Source organism: Mesorhizobium sangaii (genome assembly GCF_014207355.1).
Taxonomy (GTDB): Bacteria; Pseudomonadota; Alphaproteobacteria; order Rhizobiales; family Rhizobiaceae; genus Mesorhizobium; species Mesorhizobium sangaii.
Genome location: NZ_JACHEF010000002.1, coordinates 443,761 through 461,993, shown reverse-complemented (window position 1 = coordinate 461,993; position 18,233 = coordinate 443,761). Strand labels below are relative to the sequence as shown.

Annotated in this window: 17 protein-coding genes, 1 tRNA gene and 1 pseudogene; 12 read left to right on the top strand and 7 right to left on the bottom strand. The window is 64.9% G+C overall.

What is annotated here, in order from left to right; all coding sequences use genetic code 11:
- Positions 1–11 precede the first annotated feature (11 nt).
- Positions 12–692 (top strand): redoxin domain-containing protein, encoded by a 681-nt coding sequence (locus HNQ71_RS11430; RefSeq protein ID WP_184872678.1) that lies wholly within the window; start codon positions 12–14, stop codon positions 690–692.
- Between the two features lie 93 nt (positions 693–785).
- On the opposite strand, the gene HNQ71_RS11425 is transcribed toward HNQ71_RS11430, so the two are convergent.
- Positions 786–860, bottom strand: a tRNA-Gly gene (locus HNQ71_RS11425).
- 184 nt (positions 861–1,044) lie between these two features.
- On the opposite strand from HNQ71_RS11425, the gene HNQ71_RS11420 reads away from it, so the two are divergent.
- The 4 genes from HNQ71_RS11420 to HNQ71_RS11405 all read left to right on the top strand — a co-directional run bounded on the left by HNQ71_RS11420 (position 1,045) and on the right by HNQ71_RS11405 (position 3,757).
- Positions 1,045–1,542, top strand: a complete 498-nt coding sequence (locus tag HNQ71_RS11420) for a prolyl-tRNA synthetase associated domain-containing protein (RefSeq protein WP_184872677.1) — start codon at positions 1,045–1,047, stop codon at positions 1,540–1,542.
- A 77-nt stretch (positions 1,543–1,619) separates the two neighbouring features.
- Complete coding sequence (gene trxA, locus HNQ71_RS11415) at positions 1,620–2,621, top strand: thioredoxin (RefSeq protein WP_184872676.1); 1,002 nt, start codon at positions 1,620–1,622, stop codon at positions 2,619–2,621.
- A 106-nt stretch (positions 2,622–2,727) separates the two neighbouring features.
- Entirely contained in the window at positions 2,728–3,399 is a 672-nt protein-coding gene (locus tag HNQ71_RS11410; RefSeq protein ID WP_184872675.1) for an LON peptidase substrate-binding domain-containing protein, read from the top strand.
- 115 nt (positions 3,400–3,514) lie between these two features.
- Positions 3,515–3,757 carry a Trm112 family protein gene (locus HNQ71_RS11405; protein ID WP_184872674.1) on the top strand — a complete coding sequence of 81 codons (243 nt, stop codon included), beginning with the start codon at positions 3,515–3,517 and terminating at the stop codon, positions 3,755–3,757.
- Between the two features lie 231 nt (positions 3,758–3,988).
- Here the strand turns inward: HNQ71_RS11405 and HNQ71_RS11400 are convergent, their stop codons facing one another.
- Genes HNQ71_RS11400 through HNQ71_RS34825 form a run of 3 tightly spaced genes read right to left on the bottom strand, consistent with a single transcriptional unit; the run spans position 3,989 to position 9,769 of the window.
- Positions 3,989–7,336 (bottom strand): error-prone DNA polymerase, encoded by a 3,348-nt coding sequence (locus HNQ71_RS11400; protein WP_184872673.1) that lies wholly within the window; start codon positions 7,334–7,336, stop codon positions 3,989–3,991.
- Positions 7,333–8,808 carry a DUF6504 family protein gene (locus HNQ71_RS11395; protein WP_343068145.1) on the bottom strand — a complete coding sequence of 492 codons (1,476 nt, stop codon included), beginning with the start codon at positions 8,806–8,808 and terminating at the stop codon, positions 7,333–7,335. Before HNQ71_RS11395 ends, HNQ71_RS11400 begins: the two co-directional genes overlap by 4 nt.
- On the bottom strand, positions 8,750–9,769 hold the full coding sequence (locus HNQ71_RS34825) for an ImuA family protein (protein WP_246461466.1): 1,020 nt from the start codon (positions 9,767–9,769) through the stop codon (positions 8,750–8,752). Before HNQ71_RS34825 ends, HNQ71_RS11395 begins: the two co-directional genes overlap by 59 nt.
- Positions 9,770–9,953: 184 nt before the next feature.
- Here HNQ71_RS34825 and HNQ71_RS11390 point away from each other — a divergent pair, with 184 nt between their 5' ends.
- The 3 genes and pseudogenes from HNQ71_RS11390 (at position 9,954) to HNQ71_RS11380 (ending at position 11,087) form a co-directional block, all read left to right on the top strand.
- A complete protein-coding gene (locus tag HNQ71_RS11390; RefSeq protein WP_095084388.1) occupies positions 9,954–10,376 on the top strand; it encodes a metallopeptidase family protein in 423 nt (140 codons plus the stop codon).
- A gap of 132 nt (positions 10,377–10,508) precedes the next feature.
- Positions 10,509–10,792, top strand: a pseudogene (locus HNQ71_RS11385) (type II toxin-antitoxin system RelE/ParE family toxin).
- A gap of 13 nt (positions 10,793–10,805) precedes the next feature.
- Entirely contained in the window at positions 10,806–11,087 is a 282-nt protein-coding gene (locus HNQ71_RS11380; RefSeq protein ID WP_184872671.1) for an XRE family transcriptional regulator, read from the top strand.
- Positions 11,088–11,172: 85 nt separating this feature from the next.
- Here HNQ71_RS11380 and HNQ71_RS11375 read toward each other — a convergent pair whose 3' ends face one another.
- Both HNQ71_RS11375 and HNQ71_RS11370 read right to left on the bottom strand, forming a co-directional pair.
- Positions 11,173–11,379, bottom strand: coding sequence for a DUF1737 domain-containing protein (locus tag HNQ71_RS11375; RefSeq protein WP_184872670.1), 207 nt, complete (start codon positions 11,377–11,379; stop codon positions 11,173–11,175).
- 51 nt (positions 11,380–11,430) lie between these two features.
- Entirely contained in the window at positions 11,431–12,321 is an 891-nt protein-coding gene (locus HNQ71_RS11370) for an HpcH/HpaI aldolase/citrate lyase family protein (RefSeq protein ID WP_184872669.1), read from the bottom strand.
- A gap of 294 nt (positions 12,322–12,615) precedes the next feature.
- Here HNQ71_RS11370 and HNQ71_RS11365 point away from each other — a divergent pair, with 294 nt between their 5' ends.
- Genes HNQ71_RS11365 through HNQ71_RS11350 form a run of 4 tightly spaced genes read left to right on the top strand, consistent with a single transcriptional unit; the run spans position 12,616 to position 17,658 of the window.
- The gene (locus tag HNQ71_RS11365; RefSeq protein ID WP_184872668.1) at positions 12,616–14,163 is read left to right on the top strand and encodes a DUF4153 domain-containing protein; all 1,548 of its coding nucleotides are present in this window, start codon (positions 12,616–12,618) and stop codon (positions 14,161–14,163) included.
- Positions 14,164–14,166: 3 nt separating this feature from the next.
- Entirely contained in the window at positions 14,167–14,859 is a 693-nt protein-coding gene (locus tag HNQ71_RS11360) for a response regulator transcription factor (RefSeq protein ID WP_095083955.1), read from the top strand.
- Positions 14,850–16,451: an ATP-binding protein gene (locus HNQ71_RS11355; RefSeq protein WP_184872667.1), complete on the top strand. Its 1,602-nt coding sequence runs from the start codon at positions 14,850–14,852 to the stop codon at positions 16,449–16,451. Before HNQ71_RS11360 ends, HNQ71_RS11355 begins: the two co-directional genes overlap by 10 nt.
- Positions 16,452–16,491: 40 nt before the next feature.
- Positions 16,492–17,658, top strand: coding sequence for an FAD-dependent oxidoreductase (locus tag HNQ71_RS11350; RefSeq protein ID WP_184872666.1), 1,167 nt, complete (start codon positions 16,492–16,494; stop codon positions 17,656–17,658).
- 57 nt (positions 17,659–17,715) lie between these two features.
- On the opposite strand, the gene HNQ71_RS11345 is transcribed toward HNQ71_RS11350, so the two are convergent.
- Positions 17,716–18,207, bottom strand: a complete 492-nt coding sequence (locus tag HNQ71_RS11345; RefSeq protein ID WP_184872665.1) for an SRPBCC family protein — start codon at positions 18,205–18,207, stop codon at positions 17,716–17,718.
- Between the last annotated feature and the right edge of the window lie 26 nt (positions 18,208–18,233).

Below are 18,233 nucleotides of genomic sequence, written 5' to 3'. Positions count from 1 at the left end.
GGGAGGTTGAAATGTCCGCGCCTCGTGACTTGGTACCGCTTCAACCGGGCGACCGCGCGCCGAACTTGGTACTCGACGCCATTACCCAGGAAGGCAAGATCGCGCTTGACGACTTTCGTGGACAAAAACCGGTGCTGGTCGGTCTGTTTCGAGGTCTGCATTGTGCGTTTTGCCGGCGCCATATCGCCGCCCAGGCGCGGCTTGATCCGGAGCTGCGCGAAAAGGGCGTCGGGAGCCTGACGGTGGTCAACACGCCGATCGAACGGGCGCGACTCTATTTCCGCTACCACCCGATGCCGAATCTGCTTGCGGCATCCGACCCTGAACGCGCTTCACATCGTGCTTTTGGACTGCCCAATCTCGAATTCACCCAAAACGAGACGAACTGGCCGTACAAGGTCTCGATGGCGGCGGTAAAGGATATGCGGATCGACATGCCAGGCGAGTTGCCCGGTCCTATGGACCCTTTGGCGGCCGGCGAAATCCTCGACAGGAGGGACCACTACGAACTGACCGAAGCCGACGAGCAGATGATGGCAACCGGACACGGACAACTGGTCGGTCAGTTCCTGCTGGACCGGCAGGGGATCGTCCGCTGGAGCTTCACGGAGGTTCCAGAGGGTGGGCGATATATGTTTGGGGCGCCAAGCCCGCAGGAGCTCATGTCAGCCGTGTCCCAAGTCGCCCAATAGACTTGCGCCGCTACAGTGCCGGTTCGCAAGGCCCTGTAAGCAAAAGGCGCCCCGAAGGGCGCCTCTTAATCGCTTGATTCCCCGAGAGGAAACTGGAGCGGGTGAAGCGATTCGAACGCTCGACCCCAACCTTGGCAAGGTTGTGCTCTACCCCTGAGCTACACCCGCTCACACGGCGTCTTGGCCGCAAGCCGGGCCTATATGGCTGAAGAGCGCGGCGATTGCAACAGGGAAATGTCAGGCATTTTGCTATGCGGCGGGCGCGCTCGCCGCGATGTCGCATGACGGTCTTGTGTCGGCTGCCCCATTGGCCGTAAACGGCTTGGCAGGAAACGGGACGAAGACAAAACCGATGCCGAAGACCGAAGCTGAGCTGATGGAATTTCTTGCCGAACTCGGGATCGCTGCCTCGACGCGGCGCCATCCGCCGCTGTTCACGGTTGCCGATTCGCAGGCGCTGCGCGGCGTAATCGCCGGCGGGCACACCAAAAACCTGTTCCTGAAGGACAAGAAGGACAATTTCTTCCTGGTCACTGTCGGCGAGGACGCGGTCGTCGACCTGAAGCAGATCCACCAGGTGATCGGCGCCGCCGGGCGCGTTTCCTTCGGCAAGCCGGAGATGCTGATGGAACTGCTCGGTGTGTCGCCGGGCGCGGTCACGGTCTTCGGCCTGGTCAACGACAGTGCGGGCCGGGTCAAGGTGGTTCTCGACAAGGCGTTGATGGACCATGCGGTGATCAACGCGCATCCGCTGACCAATGAGGCGACGACGTCGGTCGCGGCGGCGGACCTGATCAGATTCGTCGAGGCAACCGGGCACGATGCTGTTATCTTGAAAGTCTCCGCGTGATCGCCACATGGATGGCTTAAGTCAGATTGTCTGAAAGCGCCTGGCCGCCGGCGGCCGCGCCACGGAAGGGTAGAGAGATGAGCGACAACAATCCGTTTGGCAGCCATGGCGGCCAATATTCCACCACCGTGCAGTATGGTGGAACCGAGGCTCCGCGCGCGAAAGCCGCGCTTGGCGAGGCGCCACCGGCTGCCGCCCCAGGGGCCACCGATGTCATCAAGGACACGACGACCGCCGCCTTTGCCGCCGACGTCATCCAGGAATCGCGCCGCCAGCCGGTGCTGGTCGATTTCTGGGCACCGTGGTGCGGGCCATGCAAGCAGCTGACGCCGCAGCTGGAGAAGGCCGTCAAGGCCGCCGGCGGCAGGGTCAAGCTGGTCAAGATGAACATCGACGACCATCCCTCGATCGCCGGCCAGCTCGGCATCCAGTCGATCCCGGCGGTCATCGCCTTCAAGGACGGCCAGCCGGTCGATGGCTTCATGGGCGCGATCCCGGAGAGCCAGATCGCCGAATTCATCACCAAGGTCGGCGGCAAGGGCAATGGTGCGCCGCCGGTGGCCGAGGCCCTGGCCGCGGCAGCCGAGGCGCGCGAGGCCGGCGACATGCAGACGGCGGCCGACATCTACGACGCCATCCTGGCGCAGGCGCCGGAGACGGTCGAGGCGATTGGCGGGCTGGGCGAGCTGTTGTTCGAGGCCGGTGACATCGAGGGTGCCGAAGCGTTGCTGGCAACCGCGCCTGAGGCCAAGAAGGATGCGCCGCCGCTGGCCGCCCTGCGCGCCAAGATGTCGTTGGCGGCGCAAGCGGCAGCGCTTGGCAACCCGGCCGAGTTCGAGCGGCGCCTGGCCGAGAACCCCGGCGATCATCAGGCGCGTTTCGATCTGGCCATGATCCAGAACGCCAATGGCGATCGCACGGCGGCGGCCGACAACCTGCTGGCCATCATAAAGGCCGACCGCGCCTGGAACGAGGACGGCGCCAAGACGCAATTGCTGCAGTTGTTCGAGGCCTGGGGCATGACCGACGAGGCGACACTTGCGGCGCGGCGCAAATTGTCGTCGCTGCTGTTTTCCTGAGCCGGTTACCGATTGTTGGCCGTACGGGCTTGCGGCCGACGGCCATCGCGCCAGATTACCAGAGGTCAGGTCAGCGCTTCAGTGTGGAAGCGATCGGAGGAATGAGGTGCAAGCGGGAAACGCGCATTACCGGCTCGCCAAGAATTTGCCGTCGACGATCCCGATCTTTCCGCTCGAGGGTGCGCTTTTGCTGCCGGGCGGCCGCATGCCGCTCAACGTCTTCGAGCCGCGCTATCTGCAGATGGTGGACGAGGCCATCGCGGGCTCGCGGCTCATCGGCATCATCCAGCCCAGCCTCGACGGCGCCTTGCGCGACGACGGCGAGCCGGAGCTCTGCAATGTCGGCTGCGCCGGACGGATCATCGCCTTTTCTGAAACCGGCGACGGCCGCTACCTGATTTCGCTGCAGGGCGTGTGCCGGTTCCGCGTTGCTCACGAGCTGACGGTCAAGACGCCGTTTCGCCAGTGCAAGCTGGCGCCCTTCCTGGCCGATCTCGACGAGGACCAGGCGGCGAACGAGATCGACCGGCCGTCGCTGCTCAAGGCGTTTCGCGCCTATCTGCAGGCCAACGACCTCGAGGCCGACTGGGAAAGCGTCAGCCGGGCCGAAAATGCCATGCTGGTCAACGCGCTGTCGATGATGGCGCCCTATGGGCCGGCCGAGAAACAGGCGCTGCTCGAAGCGGCGGATTTGAAGACACGGGCCGAAACGCTGATCGCCATCACCGAAATGGCGCTGGCACGCGAGAACGAGGATTTTGGTTCGAGCTTGCAGTAAGATGCGTCGATATTCAGCCGGGCTGCAGACGACAAGTTTCCTGCGCTGGCGGCCTGACCTTGCTCTCGACACATCTTGGGCCCGACACTGACCCGACACTTAAGAAGAGGACACGATGGCGGCGGATGGGCGTGACGGGAAGAAGGTCAATGTCGACCCCAAGCTGCTGGAGCTGCTGGCCTGCCCGCTGACCAAGGGGCCGCTGACCTGGGATCCGGAGCGTGGCGAACTGATCTCCCGGGTCGCCAAGCTCGCCTATCCGGTGCGCGACGGCATCCCGATCATGCTGCCTTCGGAAGCGCGGACGCTCTCCGTCGAGGATGTGTTGTCGCCGCCGCGTTTGAGCGGGCCGTCTTGAAGGGTGGCGAGATTGTCAGCGGCTGCGGGACAACGCCCCCCTCTGCCCTGCCGGGCATCTCCCGCTCAAGGGGGGAGATCGGCAGCTTAAGCGCTCCACTCGCTTTGCGGCGACGGTGATTGGCGAAATCGGCTGAGCGCTCAATCTCCCCCCTTGAGCGGGAGATGTCCGGCAGGACAGAGGGGGGCGCGAAGGATCGCCGGCGTTCCGCTCCGCGTTCGCCCCCCTGCACTACTGAAAATTGCGTCCCTTGGGCATGACACTTTCCGCCTCTTCCGAGAGCGTTGCGAGGTCCGGTCCGATCGCCGCGTTGCGTGGCCCGGGGCTGCGATCCGGACCGCTGACGGGGTGGTCCGCAGGGCCGGCGCTCGGCAGGCTGGCCTGGCTGACCTTCTCCAGGAGCACGGTTAGCCAGGGCGTCAAATCCTCGATCTTCTCGGCGACGATATGGATGACATCCGATTCCGACTGCAATTTGCCGGTGACGCGGACGAACCTGGCGCCCATGATGACGGGTCGGTAGCGGTCGAAGGTTCTCTGCCAGATGATGATGTTGGCGACGGCCTTGTCGTCCTCCAGCGTCAGGAAGATCGCGTTGCCCTTGCCGGGGCGCTGCCGCACCAGCACGAGGCCGGCGACGGAGACACGCCTGCCATCGCGCACGGATGGCAATCCGGCATTGGGCGTGACGCCGGCCCGGTCGAGCCGCTCGCGCAGGAAGGCGACCGGATGCGCCTTCAATGACAGGCCGAGCGAACGGTAGTCATGGATGACATGCTCGCCGAGCGGCATTTTCGGCAGCTTCGTCTCGGGCTCGAGCTCGCGCAGGCGGATCGCCGGCTGGTCGAACAGCGGCAGCTTTTCAGCGGCACTCTTGCCGTCGAGAGCGCGCACCGCCCACAAGGCTTCACGACGATCGAGGCCAAGCGAACGGAAGGCGTCGGCCTGCGCCAGCTTTTCGATCTCGTCGACATCGAGGCCGGAGCGCAGCCAGACATCCCTGACCGACTCGTAGCCGTCACCGCGCCGCTTGACGAAAGCCTCCATGCGCTCCTTGGAAAGGCCCTTGATCTGGCGGAAGCCGAGCCGCAGCGCATGATCCGTCTGGATGACACCACGCATTTCGGCATGGCGCGGGAGGATGCGGGCCGGATCGAAAGATGCTTCCTCCAGCGTGCAGTCCCAGGCGGAGAAATTGACGTCGACGTTGCGGATGTCGACGCCATGGTCGCGCGCGTCGCGGACGAGCTGGGCCGGCTGGTAAAACCCCATCGGCTGCGAATTCAGGATCGCGGCGCAGAACACGTCGGGATAAAAGGTCTTGAACCAGCAGGAGGCATAGACGAGCAGGGCGAAGGACGCGGCGTGGCTTTCGGGAAAGCCGTATTCGCCAAAACCCTCGATCTGCTTGAAGCAGCGCTCGGCGAAGTCCTTCGTGTATCCCTTGCCAATCATGCCGTCGATCATGCGCTGGCGGTAATTGCCGATGGTGCCGGTGCGCTTGAAGGTGGCCATGGCGCGGCGTAGCTCGTCGGCCTCCCCCGGCTTGAAACCACCCGCGACGATGGCGATCTTCATCGCCTGTTCCTGAAACAGGGGCACACCAAGTGTCTTGCTGAGGATCGCCTCCAGCTCTGGTTTTTGATACTCGGCCTTTTCCTTGCCTTGCCGTCGGCGCAGGTAAGGGTGAACCATGTCGCCCTGGATCGGGCCCGGCCGCACGATCGCCACCTCGATCACGAGATCGTAAAAATTTTCTGGCTTGAGACGCGGCAGCATCGACATCTGCGCGCGCGATTCGATCTGAAAGACGCCGAGAGTGTCGGCGCGGCATATCATTTTATAGACCTGCCTATCTTCCGGCGGCAGGGTGGCCAGCACATAAGGCCGGCCATAGTCATCCCGCGCGTTTGGGTAGTGATCCGTTAGCAGGGCGAAGGCACGCTGCAGGCAGGTCAGCATGCCGAGCGCCAGCACATCCACTTTCAGGATCTTCACCGCGTCGAGATCGTCCTTGTCCCATTCGACCATCTTGCGCTGGTCCATCGCCGTCTTGACGATGGGGACGATCTCGTCGAGCCGGTCCCTGGTGATGACGAAGCCGCCGACATGCTGCGACAAATGACGGGGAAAGCCCATGATCTCGTTGGAGCGCTCAATCACCAGTCTTGCCAGCGGGTCGGCGCGGTTGATGCCGCCAGCGTGGGCTTCCTTCTCGCCAAGTTCCGAGGTCGACCAGCCCCAGATCGTGCTCGACAATGCGCTTCTGACATCCTCGGAGAGGCCCATTGCCTTCGCCACTTCGCGCAACGCCGAGCGCCCGCGATAGCTGATGACGGCGGCGGCGAGTGCCGTGCGCTTGGCGCTGTATTTCGTATAGATGTACTGCATCACCTCTTCGCGTCGCTCATGCTCGAAGTCGACGTCGATATCCGGCGGCTCGTTCCTCTCCTCGGAAATGAAGCGTTCGAACAGCGTGTCGATCTTGTCCGGCCCGACTTCGGTGATGCCGATGCAGAAGCAGACGATCGAATTGGCGGCCGAACCGCGCCCCTGGCAGAGGATGTCCTGGTTGCGGGCGAACTTGACGATGTCGTAGACCGTCAGGAAGTAGCGGGCGTAGTTCAGCCGCTCGATCAGAGCGAGCTCTTCCGCTATGCGCGTGGTCACGGACGCAGGCACCCCCGCCGGATAACGGTCGGCCGCCCCCTCCCGCGCCAGCCGCTCCAGCTCTGCCTGCGGCCCGAGACCGGACTCCGTCGGCTCGTCGGGGTAGTTGTACTGGAGGTCGCTGAGCGAGAAGGTCAGCTCCTGCGCAAAGCGCAAGGTCTCGGCCAGCGCCTGCGGATGCCTGCGGAACAGGCGCGCCATCTCCATCGGCGGCTTCAGATGGCGCTCGGCATTGGCGGCCAGCTGTAGCCCGACCTCGGCGACGGGCGTGTTGAGGCGGATCGCGGTCAGCACGTCCTGCAGCGGACGCCGTTCGGCCGTGTGATAGAGAACGTCGTTGGTCGCCATCAGCGGGATCCCGGCATTCTCGGCAAACGCCGCTGCCTGCTCGATCCGGAAACGGTCATTGCCCGCATAGTCCGGCGAAACGGCCAGGCGGAGATTTCTTCCGAAACGTTCCTTGAGCTGACAAAGCAAGGCGAGACTGTCTTCCGCCCCCGCCATCAGATCGGGCAGGATCGCCAGCGACATCAGGTCCCCCCATTCAAGCAAGTCCTCGCGCTGGAGAAGGGTGGCGCCCTTTTCGTTCTCGTCGCGCAGATTGGCTTGCGTCAGCATGCGGCAGAGATGCCCCCAGCCCTTGCGGTCCTGCGGATAGGCGAGAATGTCGGGGGTGCCGTCACCAAAAACCAGCCGGCAGCCGGGATGGTAGGAGAGCGTCTCGACCTTGGCCTGCTGCCAGGCGCGCACCACGCCGGCCACTGTGTTGCGGTCGGCAAGTCCGATCGCGGAAAAGCCGAAAAGCTTGGCGGCGACCACCAGTTCCTCCGGCTTGGAGGCGCCGCGCAGGAAGGAGAAGTTCGACTGGATGCCGAATTCGGCATAGGGAATGACGGTCAGCGCATTCATGCGAAGACCCCATGCAGGAACCAGCGCGGCGGCACTTGCGAGCCACCATAGAGGCCTTGCCGGTAGAGCCAGTAGCGGCGGCCGTCGGCATCCTCGATGCGGTAATAGTCGCGCGTCGATGCCGCCTCGTCGCTCGCGGCCTCGCGCCACCATTCCGCCGCGATGCGTTCCGGCCCCTCGGCGCGCATCACCCGGTAGAGCGCGCGCCGCCAGCGGAAGTTCAACGGTGGGCCCTCCGGCATTTCGGTGGCCGGCACCTCGATGGGTTCGGGCGAGCGGAACAGCCGGATCGGCCGTTCCGGCGGGAAGATGGTCATCGGCGCCTGCATCCGGTCCGGCTTCTTCGGCGGCGTGGTCCGACGCGGGGCCTCGGTGAAGGGGATCGTGGCGACGGCGCGCTCCGGCAGATGGCTTTCCACAGTGACCGGTTGCAGGACCGCGCCGTCGCCGAGCCGGGCGCGGATGCGGTCGGCGAACAGCGCGATATCGGCGCCGTCGTCGGTCACTTCGCCGGCAAGATCGGCCTGCTGCGTGTCGAAGGCGGCGGCCGTCAGCACCGAAAGCCGCACCAGATCGAAGCCATAGCCGGCATCGATATCCTGTTCGAGCGCGGCCAGCCGTTCGTGGAACAATTTCTGGATCAGCTGGGGTTCGCGCATGGGCCGCGAGGTGCCGATGGCGATGCGGCTGACGGCGCCGTCGACGCGAAACAAAAGCAGCGCCAGCATCCTGGCGCCCTCGCCACGGCGCTCGAGGTCGATCTTCAATGCCGCCGCCAGCATGCCCACCAGCCGTTCGATATCCTCTGTCAGGGTGACGGGCTCGCTGAGATGACGTTCGACCGAAAGCGGTGCGACGGGAAGGCGCGGCGACACCGCTTCGTCGAGACGGCCAAGCGCCTGGTCGAGGCGCAAAAGCAGCGAGGCGCCGAAGCGGCGGGCAAGCGGCGCGCGCGGTGCCGCCATGACGGCGCCCGCCGTGCGCAGGCCGACGCTCTCCAGGCTGGTGCGGGTCGCCGGCTCGATGCGCAGGGCCGCCAACGGCAAGGGTGCGAGCAGCGCCTCCTCCTCGCCGCCGGCGACGATGCGGTCACTGGCAAAGCGTGCCGCCGCCCAGGCCGCCCCTGGTGTCGCGGCAAGCCCGGCGCGGACATCGAACCCCTGATGGAAGAACCGCGACAGGATGTCGTCCAGCATGGCGCGTTCGCCGCCGAAAAGATGGGTGCAGCCGGTGACGTCGAGAAACAGGCCGTCCGTTGCGTCCAGCGCCACCAGCGGGGTGTAGCGGTCGCACCAGTCGGCAAGGCCTTCGAGCAGGCGGCGGTCGGCCTGCGGGTCGGCCTCGACGATGTCGATGGACGGATGCATGGCGCGCGCATCGGCGATGCCCATGTCGCGCTTCAGGTGCAGCGCCTCAGCCCGCTCGTCGAGGGCCGAGATGCGCTGCGCGTTGCCCTTGCGGTGGCTGATCACCAGCGGCAGGTGATCCGATGGGCGGGAACGCCAGGACCGCCCCAGACGCTGCCGCAGGATCCTTTCGACCGCCAGATAGGGAAACCACAGCGACAGGATTCTTTGCTCTTTCCTCGCCCCTTCTTTCATCGAATGCGCGTTCATCGGGGTTCCACTCCAGTGTGAATTGTCCAGGCAGGGCCGTGCGGCTCTTGCCGATGGTGAGGGTGAAGGCCGGGCGGCCGATCGAGCCGGCGAGCGGCCCGGCAATGGTGTCGCGCGGCACTGCCGGCGCCGACGCGACGATAAGACGAACGGGTGCGGCGGTCGGTTCGGGCTCGGCGGCCTGCCGCAGCAGGAACACCGGCCGGCCGGCACTCTGCGCCCGGGCATGCAGCCGGCGCGTCGCGGTCAGGTCGAGCCGCTGCGGATTGCCGCGGATCTCGAGGATGACGGCGGCGAGCGCCGTCATCCGGGCAGCCTCCTCGGCGACCCACAGCGCATCGACAAGTTTTGGCGCCTCGGAAAACAGCAATTGCTCGGGTTCGATGCCGAACGAGGCATGAAGCCCCCTGGCATAGGGAAAGCCGGCCTCGCGAAAAATCTCCGATGTGCCGATCCACAGCACCGGCAGCCCTTGCGTCTGCTTGAGGATCAGGCTTGTGAGCGACAGAGCGAAGCCGGCGACGGCTCCGGCATCGCGGGTTTCAATGCCATGGATTTCGCTCAAGGCGGCTTTCGGCAGGCCGCCGCTCAGGGCGGCATCGAGCCGTTCGACGCCGGTGGGCAGGAACGCATCCGGCAGCGCCGCGGCAACGCCGCGGCGGACAATCGTCACATCGATGCTGGGACCGGCGTCGACGCGAGCATCAGGGGCCGCGGCGGCCGGCGCCTGCAGGCGCTCGGGCAGCGTTCCCTCGATCTTCGCGATCTGGCGGCGCAGGGCAAAAACAGTCTCCCGCGCCACGGCGGTCATCGCCATGACGGTCAGCTTCCACTCACAATTGTTCCTGTTATGTTCCTTATAGATTCCAGAGGGGGCCCCAAGAGTCAAGCAGAGTCATGGGGAATTTATTCCTGTCGTGGGGCTTGTCAGAGGCTTGGCCGCCCGCGCCATTTGCCGATTGCGGTGCGAAAGCCTATATGCCGGGATCAAAGGACACAGCATGGCCCGCATCTACAAGACCCGCAGCTGGCACGACGAACTTTCGCCCTCAATGGAGGAAATGGAGTTCCTTGCGCTGGAAGCTTACGCCCATCTGCCGGAGGATTTTCGCAAGCTGACCGGCGAGATCGTCATCCAGATCGCCGAGTTCCCGACCGACGAGATCATGGACGACCTGTCGCTGGAAACGCCCTTCGACCTGCTCGGCCTGTTCGAGGGACGCGGCATCGCCGAGCGCTGGAACCCGCAGACCGGCGAAGGCCCGAACCGCATCACGCTCTACCGCCGCGCCATCCTCGACTACTGGGCCGAAAACGAGGAAACGCTGGGCGACATCGTCACCCACGTGCTGATCCACGAGATCGGCCACCATTTCGGCCTGTCGGACGACGATATGGAAAAGATCGAAGAGGCGGCGGAATGATCGGCGCCTGAGTCCCGCCCGCAGACGCGCTCGCAAACTGGCCCCATTCCTTCGTGCCACTTCTGTCTTGCTAGACCCGGTCCTTCCCTATCACCTTGCTCAATTATACAGGTTTTGATATAAGGCTGCCCAATGCCGGTGACGAAGCGCCTGGAGTTTCTTGGAGATTCTCTTGCGCGCAAGGAGACAGGCGTCCAGCTGCATAAGGTCCAGCTCGGCCTCGAGCCAAGCGACTGGAAGCCAATGACGAACGTAGGCCCCGGCGTGCGGGAAATCCGTATCCGTGACGACGCCGGGTGCTTTATGTCGCAAGCATAGGTGACGCCGTCTATGTGCTGCACGCCTTTCAGAAGAAGACGCAACAGACGGCGAAACGAGACTTGGATCTTGCCGCATCGCGGTTAAAGCAAATCTAGTGGAGGTATGACGGTGGACCGTCAGAGTTTTGAAAACGTGTGGGATGCGCTGGAAGATACTCCGGCCGAGTCCGCGAACATGACCATGCGCTCCAACTTGCTGATCGCGATTGAACAGCGGGTGCGGAGCTGGGACGTTACGCAGGCCGAAGCAGCCAACCGGCTTGGGATTACCCAGCCACGCCTGAGCGACCTACTGCGGGGCAGGATAGCGAATTTCAGTCTGGACACGTTGATCAACCTTGCTGCACTGGCCGGACTTACCGTGCGGCTTGATATTGGCGAGGCTGCCTAAGGTGTGCTGATATTGAGGTGATACCGGCCTGCAAATGGCTCGGCCTGACCTGAATCTCAACACACCCTGCGCCGGAGCTTTAAGCCTACCAATCACTCAGCTTGGTGTCCGGCCCGTATTCCTGACCGTCGACATCCTTGACCACGGCCTGGCCGCAGCGCATCGTCTTGGCCTTCTTGTCGAAGGCATAGGTCGGAGAGCCGAACAGGTGCCAGCCCTTGTTCAGCGCCGCAGTCACCTTGTGGCAGAAGCTGGCATCGTCAGGGCCAGTGAGAAAGCGGTAGAGTTTCATCCGTCAAATTCCTGTCGTGAGTGCCCATAGCCCGCGAGCATAGGGCTGATATCATGCGCCGATGGCCGCCGCCTTCGCCAGCAGTTTTTCAGCTTGTGCCAGGTGCAGCCTCTCGACCATTTTTCCATTCAGCGCAATCACGCCCTTGCCAGCATTTTCCGGAAGCGCAAAGGCATCCTTCACCAGGCGTGCCTCGGCCACGGCTCCAATGGAAGGCGCGAACGCCAGGTTCGCCGCTTCGATCTGGGCCGGATGGATGAGGCTCTTGCCGTCGAACCCCATGGCCGCCGCTTCCGTGCATTCGTGGGCGAAGGCGTCGAGGTCGCGGAAATCGTTGGAGACGCCGTCGAGTATATCGAGGCCGCCGGCCCGCGCGGCCAGCACCATCTGCATCAGCCACGGCACGAGATAGCGCCGGTCGGGCGTCGCCATCACGCCGGTGCCGTTGAGCAGATCGTTCGTTCCGGCAACGAAACAAGCCAGCCGCGAAGCCGGATCGCGGCCAAGTTCGGCAATGGGGCCGATGTTGAGCAGCGCCTTGGGCGTCTCGATCATCGCCCATAGTTTCACGCCGTCGGGGGCAAAATTGTCGTCAAGCACATCGCCGGCCTCGAGCAAGTCGCGCGGCGTGTCGACCTTGGGCAACAGGATGCCGTCGGGCTCGCAGCTTGCGACGGCCAGCAGGTCGTCGGCGCCCCATTCGCTGGCCAGCGCATTGATGCGCACCACCATCTCGCAGCGCCGGCCAAAGTGGTTGGCAACGGGGCGGTTGGCGAAGATGCCGGCCAGTTTTTCACGCACGGCGATCTTGTCGGCCGGGGCGACGCCATCTTCCAGGTCGACGATGACGGCATCGCAAGCAAGCTGGGGGATCTTGGCCAGCGCCTTGTCGTTGGAGGCCGGGATGTAGAGCACCGAGCGGCGCGGGCGATAGGTTTCCATGGCTGATCTATGCCGTCTGTGGATTGTCGAGGCAAGTCGTCTCCAGCCCTGCACGAAAACTGCACAGGCTTGCGGAAAACCTCCTCCGATCCGCCCCGCCATCTCCCTGCCGGCCTGCGAGACAGGCGGCATGCAGAACCGAGCAAAACCCCGTTGGTCCCTTCCTTACCGGTTGCGCAGCGAAGGCTGGTGGCTGGTCGATCCTCCGCGCGCGAACCCCGTGGCGATCCTCATCCCTTTTGCCCGCAAGTGCCCGCCGACAGTCCGGCTGGAAGCCGTCAGCAGGGCCAGGTCATGACAGCGTTCGTCTCTGCCGCGCCGAGCTATTGCGGCCGCTTCGGTGTTGCCGTGCTGCTGGTCGTGCTGGCGGATTTTCTGTTCTACGGCCAGCCCGCCGGCATCACGGTTTTCCTGTTCGCCATCCTGATTGCCGCCGCGGTGGTGGCCGTGCATCCCGCTGCCTTCAGTGACCGCAGGCTGTGGATCAAGCCCACCGCGCTGCTTGTCGCGCTGCTGCCGCTCGCCGAAAATGTCAGCGCGCTGTCGGTATCGATCGCGCTTGCGGCGCTGGCCGTGTTCGCGCTTTCGCTGAGCGGCCGGCTGCGGCACAGCCTGGCCCGCATTTCCGGCCAGATCGCACTGTTCGGGCTGGCGGCGCCGTTCCGGTTTGTTGGTGACTTCATCCGCTGGCGCAGGGCGGCGCGCCGGTTCGGCCGGCGCCGCATCCGGCTGGCGGCGATCGCCGTCTGGGTGATGCCGCTGACGCTGGGCGCCGTCTTCCTGGCGCTGTTCGGCGCCGCCAATCCCGTCATTGAATACTGGCTGTCGCTGATCGACCTTCTGAAGCTGCTCGATCTCATCCAAATCACGCGGATTGCCTTCTGGCTGTTCGTGCTGGCCTGTGTCTGGGCCTTTCTGCGGCCACGCCTGCCGCGCTTTCGGCAGCGCGGCTCCCGGCCAAACAATCCCCTTGCCGGTGCTCAACCGGCGACCAATCCGCAAAGGCACGTCGTCGAGGACATCGTGTTCGGCAAGGCAGCCATACTGCGCGCCTTGATCGTCTTCAACGTGCTGTTCGCGCTGCAGACCGGGCTCGATGCCACCTATCTGTGGGGTGGGGTCGCCCTTCCCGACGGCTTGAGCTACGCCGCCTATGCGCATCGCGGCGCCTATCCTCTGATCGTCACCGCACTGCTTGCCGCCGGCTTTGTGCTGGCGGCGCTCAGGCCGGGAAGCGAAACATCGGGGGATCCGCTTATCCGCCGGCTGGTCTATGCCTGGGTGGCGCAGAACATCATGCTGGTCATCTCGTCGATCCTGCGGCTCGATCTCTATGTCGGCATCTACGCGCTGACCTACTGGCGCATCGCGGCCTTCGTCTGGATGGGGCTGGTGGCATCAGGTCTTGCGCTGATCATCGCCCGCATCGCGCTGGGAAAATCCAATGAATGGCTGTTCTCCGCCAATCTTCTGACGTTATCCCTGACGCTTTATGCCTGCTGTTTCATCAACTTTGCCGCGCTGATCGCCAACTACAATGTCGACCACTCCCTCGAAATGACCGGCCAGGGCATTTCGCTCGATGCCTGGTATCTGCGCTCGCTCGGTCCGGGCGCGTTTCCGGCGCTGGATCGCTTCCTCGATCATCAGAGTCGAGCCGCTAACAATTCGGTCTTCCGCGAACTGGCAGGGCGGCGCGGCAGCGACGAAGACTGGTATCGCACCGTTCAGGAAAACTGGCGGGCCTGGAGCTTTCGCGACTGGCGCCTGCTTCGCTATCTCGACAGCAAGGGGTCGCTCGTGCTTCCTCAGCCTTCGCAACCTTCCTTGCCGGGCCGCTGACCGATGCCGCATCACATCCTCGTCGCCGACGATGACCCGCATATCCGCGAGGTGATCTGCTTCGCGCTGGAAAAGGCCGGCATGAAAACGCTTGGGGTGGCCGACGGCGCCGCCGCCTTGCAGGAGATCGGACGCCGGGCGCCGGATCTCGTCGTGCTCGACATCGGCATGCCGGAGATGGACGGGCTGGAGGTCTGCCGGCGGCTGCGGCACACATCCGACGTGCCGGTGCTGTTCCTGTCCGCGCGCGACGAGGAGATCGACCGCATCCTCGGGCTCGAAATGGGCGGCGACGACTATGTGACCAAACCGTTCAGCCCGCGCGAGCTCGTCGCCCGCGTCAACGTCATCCTGCGGCGCGCCCGCCCGGTGCCGCCCGAACCGGCCGACGACAGGCAGTTCGCGCATGGCAAGCTCGCTCTGGCGCCGGCCAGCCACGCCGCCAGCTTCGACGGCAAGCCGCTAGCCCTGACCGGGATCGAGTTCTCGATCCTGAAGGGGTTTTTGGCGCGGCCGACACATGTGCTCGACCGCGACGCGGTGATGGCAAACGCCTATGCCGCCAACATTCATGTCGCCGGCCGCACGGTCGACAGCCATATCCGCAACATCCGCGCCAAGCTGGCGGCGGCGGGTTGCCTGGATGCCATCGAGACCGTGCATGGCGTCGGCTTCCGGCTCGGCCGATGCGGCTGACGGCCTCCAGCAAATGGATCGGCCGCAAATGGCGGCCGCGCCTTGCCACGGTCGTCGTTGCCATCCTGATCCTGGTGATGGCCTTGCCGCTGGTCGGCCTGTTCTTCTTCCGGCTCTACGAGAACCAGCTGATCCGCCAAACCGAGGCCGAACTCATCGCGCAAGGTGCCGCCATCGCCGCCATCTATGCGCAGGACGTGCGCGATGCCGGAATCCCGACGGAAAAACTCGGCGCGCCGATGCCGCGGGCAAGCGCGGATGCGAGTCGCAGCGTCGATCCGGACCCTCCGTACAGGCCGATCGAGCCGCAGCTCGATCTCGCTTCCGACACCGTGCTGCCAACGCGGCCAGCGGCGATGCCTGCCATCATCGATCCCGCCTTTGCCGCGATCGGCGCGCGGCTGTCCGGCATTCTCGACGCCACGCAGCAAACCACGCTGGCCGGCTTCCGGCTGCTCGATCCCACCGGCGTCGTCATTGCCGGACGTGGCGAGGTCGGGCAGTCGCTTGGCGGGGTCGAAGAGGTGCGCGAGGCCCTTGCCGGCCGCTATGCCAGCGCGCTCAGGCTGCGCATTCCCGACCAGCCTGCGCCACCGCTCTATTCGGTCAGCCGCGGCACCAAGGTGCGTGTCTTCGTCGCCCTGCCGGTGGCCGTCGCTGGGCAGGTCGCCGGTGTGGTCTATGTGTCGCGGACCCCCAACAACATCGTCAAGCATCTCTATGGCGAGCGCGGCAAGGTCACCCTGGCGGCAATCGCCATCCTCGGCGGCACGCTGCTCATCGGCCTGGTCTTCCTGCGCACCGTCAGCCGGCCGATCTATGCGCTGATCGACCGCACCCAGCGCATCGCCGCCGGCGACCGCCAGGCCATCAAGCCGCTCGATCACCACGGCACCTACGAGATGGCGGAGCTTTCCGCCGCCTTCCTCGACATGGCCGAAAAACTGCAGGCGCGATCGGACTCGATCCAGACCTTTGCCACCCATGTCTCGCATGAGCTCAAATCGCCGCTGACGGCGATCCAGGGCGCGGCCGAGCTGCTGCGCGATTCCGGGTCGGCGATGGACGAGGCCGAGCGGCGGCGCTTCTCCAACAACATCGTCACCGATGCGGGGCGGCTCAACCTGCTGGTGCGCCGCCTGCTCGACCTGGCGCGGGCCGAAAACCTCGCACCGAGCGGCGAAAGCACCTCGATTGGTGCAGTGCTGGCCCTGCTGCCCGTCGACAACAGGCTGGCGGTTCGCCTCGAGGCCGGCGGCGAGATCGGTTTGCGCATATCGGCCGAGAACGCGGCAATCGTGCTTGCCAATCTCATCGACAATTCGGCAAGGCATGGCGCGACGCAGGTTTTGGTCACGGCGGCGAATACCGCCGGCAAGGCGACCATCCTGGTCAGCGACGACGGCGCCGGCATTTCGCCGAGCAACCGGGCGCGCATCTTCGAACCATTCTTCACCACGCGCCGCGATTCCGGCGGCACCGGAATGGGCCTCGGCATCGTGCTGGCCCTCCTGAAAGCGCATGATGGTATGATCCGGCCGGTTGACTCCGAACGCGGCACGCGCTTCGAGATTATCTTGCCAACCGCGTGACTCTCGATCAGCGGCTCGAACCGGAAAGGGCATAAAAAGCGTGCGCTACGACATCGTCATCATCGGCGGGGCCATCGTTGGATCCTCGATCGCCTACTATCTGCGCGAGGAGGGGTTTTCTGGCTCCATCGCGCTTGTCGAGCGCGATCCGCAATTTGCGCATGCGGCGACGACGCTGTCCTGCGCCTCGATCCGCCAGCAATTCTCGATCCCGGAAAACATTCGCCTGTCGCAGTTCACGCTGAAACTGTTCCGGCGGCTGAAGGATGAGTTCGGCGCGGACGCCGATATCGGTTTCCACGAAGGCGGCTATCTCATCCTCGCCGGCGAGAACGGGCTGCCGATCCTGAAAGCCAATCACCAGGCGCAGATCGCCGAGGGCGCCGACATCCTGCTTGAGGATGCCGACGCCTTGGTGCGTCGCTTCCCCTGGCTGTCGGCCGAAGGCATTACCGCCGGCGCCTATGGCCGGACCGGCGAGGGCTGGTTCGACGCGCATGCGATGCTGATGCTGTTCCGCAAGGCGCTGCGCGAGAAGAAGGTCGATTTCATCACCGCTGACGTCACCGGCATCGAGCGGCAGGGCCAGAGTGTGACCAGTGTCAGTCTCGACAATGGGGAAAAACTCGAGGCCGGCATCGTCATCAATGCCGCCGGACCGAATGCCGGCATGGTGGCTGCGATGGCCGGGCTGGCGCTGCCGGTCGAGCCGCGCAAGCGCAACGTCTTCGTCTTCGAGGCGCGCGAGAAATATGCCGACATGCCGCTGCTGGTCGACCCTAGCGGCATCTGGCTCAGGCCGGAAGGCTCGGTCTACATCACCGCCGGCGCCGAGCCGGAAGAGGGCGACGGGCCCGCCGATCCCCAGGATTTCGATGTCGACTGGCCGCTGTTCGAAGAGGTGATCTGGCCGGTGCTGGCCACCCGCATTCCGGCCTTCGAGGCGATCAAGCCGACCCGCGCCTGGGCCGGCCACTACGACTACAACACGCTCGACCAGAATGCGGTGATCGGCCCGCATCCGCAGGTGACGAATTTCCTGTTCGCCAACGGCTTTTCCGGCCATGGCCTGCAGCAGGCGCCGGCCGTCGGCAAGGCGCTGGCCGAGCTGATCGTGCATGGCGGCTACCGCACGGTGGATTGCTCGGCGTTTGGCTATGGCCGGGTTGCGGAAGGACGGGCGTTTAGGGAATTGAATGTGATTTGAGAGAGGCCAGGCGCGGCCTCTCCCTTCTCCCACAGGGGGAGAAGGGAAGACGCTCGGCTAAGCCGCCACCAGCCTGTCAGCGTCGAAATACGCCTGCAGCCAGGCCAGCACCCGGCCCCAACCCTCGGCATGCTCGGCCGCCGCATCGCTCAGGCCGGCAAAGCCGCCATGGCAGATGGTGAGGCGCGTGCCCTTGGCGGTCGGCTCAAGCAGCCAGGCGACCGTGGTTTGCCGCCGGCCAAGCGTCGGATGGTCCCAGGCATAGGCTCGCGTCTGCACGATCCGGCGCGGCGCTTCGATCTCGAGGAATTCGCCGCCGGCCGGCAAGTCCCTGCCGTCGGCCGTGCGGACGGCAACCGTCCAGCGGCCGCCGACGCGAAGGTCGGCCGACCAGTCGGCCATGCGATAGGTGTCGGCGGACCCCCACCATTGCTCGATTTCTCTCGTGACCAGCGCGCGGAACATGCGTTCCACAGGCGCTTCGATCTCGGCCGACGCCATGATCGTCTCGCCATTCGTCATGCTCTGTACCCCGAGGACGTGTATCATCGGTGCCTCCGCATCGGTTTTGGTTT